Origin of the sequence: Proteus myxofaciens ATCC 19692 (assembly GCF_001654855.1) — a bacterium.
Taxonomy (GTDB): domain Bacteria; phylum Pseudomonadota; class Gammaproteobacteria; order Enterobacterales; family Enterobacteriaceae; genus Proteus; species Proteus myxofaciens.
The window spans coordinates 1-962 of record NZ_LXEN01000192.1; the positions used below are offsets into that span (position 1 = coordinate 1).

The window sequence follows — 962 nt, forward strand, 5'->3', positions numbered from 1 at the left end:
ATTGCAAGCACAGCGTGACGCGCTGGGGCTTTAATTAAAATTTGCGGAATATTACTATTATTTTCTGCTGGCTCAACTGCTTATGCGGATGTGATTAAGGCTGAAAATAACGAACAAGTAGTAGCATCGGAAAATAAAAAAGAAAATACGACATTAAGTAATAAAAGATTTTTATCAAATAATAAGACTGAATCTGTTATTAATAAAGATAATATTCACCCAGTTGATTATTTAGTTATTAGTCCTACTGGTGAGGTTAAAGAACCAATACAAGAACAAATCAAAAATAGTGATTTGATATTACATTCTGATAATCTTCTAAGTCAACAAATTAAAGAATGGTCCTCAAGCCAAGGATACAAATTAATATGGAAAAGCAAAAAAGACTATCTTATCTATAATGATATTTATATCAAAGGGACTGAAAGTCGAGACGTATTAGATAAACTTGGCAATTTATTAGCATCTCAAGATTACAGCTTTAATATTAAATTATTTAAAAATAATAATGTATTAGTTATTGAAGAAAATTAATTATGAAAAATAAAATACTCGTTTTACTCATCTCGTTATCTTTACAAGGATGTAATACTTTTTTTGGTGAAAAGTATGATAAGGAAAATCTTTATAAAATAGATCCTAGTATTACTAATATAAATAATTCAAAACAAAAACCATTTACTGAATATAATGAAAACTATTTAGGGTCAACAGTCTCTTACACATCAGAGCAAAAACGTGTATTAGATACAAATATCAATATTGATAGCTATTCACCTGTCAACTTCTCAACTGTACTTGAGATGTTACAAGCGCAAACAGGATTAACGTATAAATTTACTAATGGTTTAAAAGATAATACTGAAGGGGCTCCTGAGGAAAATAGCACCAACTATCATATAAAATATGATGGTAAATTATCGGGTTTTATTTCGTATATCTCTGTTCTTTATGATGTGAAT

At 28.3% G+C, this 962-nt stretch carries 1 protein-coding gene and 1 pseudogene; both read left to right on the forward strand.

Translation table 11 applies throughout. The features are described from left to right. The first annotated feature begins 90 nt into the window (after nucleotides 1-90). Nucleotides 91-534 carry a TcpQ domain-containing protein gene (locus M983_RS17295; protein WP_167348703.1) on the forward strand — a complete coding sequence of 148 codons (444 nt, stop codon included), beginning with the start codon at nucleotides 91-93 and terminating at the stop codon, nucleotides 532-534. Between the two features lie 2 nt (nucleotides 535-536). Beyond that, nucleotides 537-962, forward strand: a pseudogene (locus M983_RS16575) (type II and III secretion system protein); the annotation flags it as partial.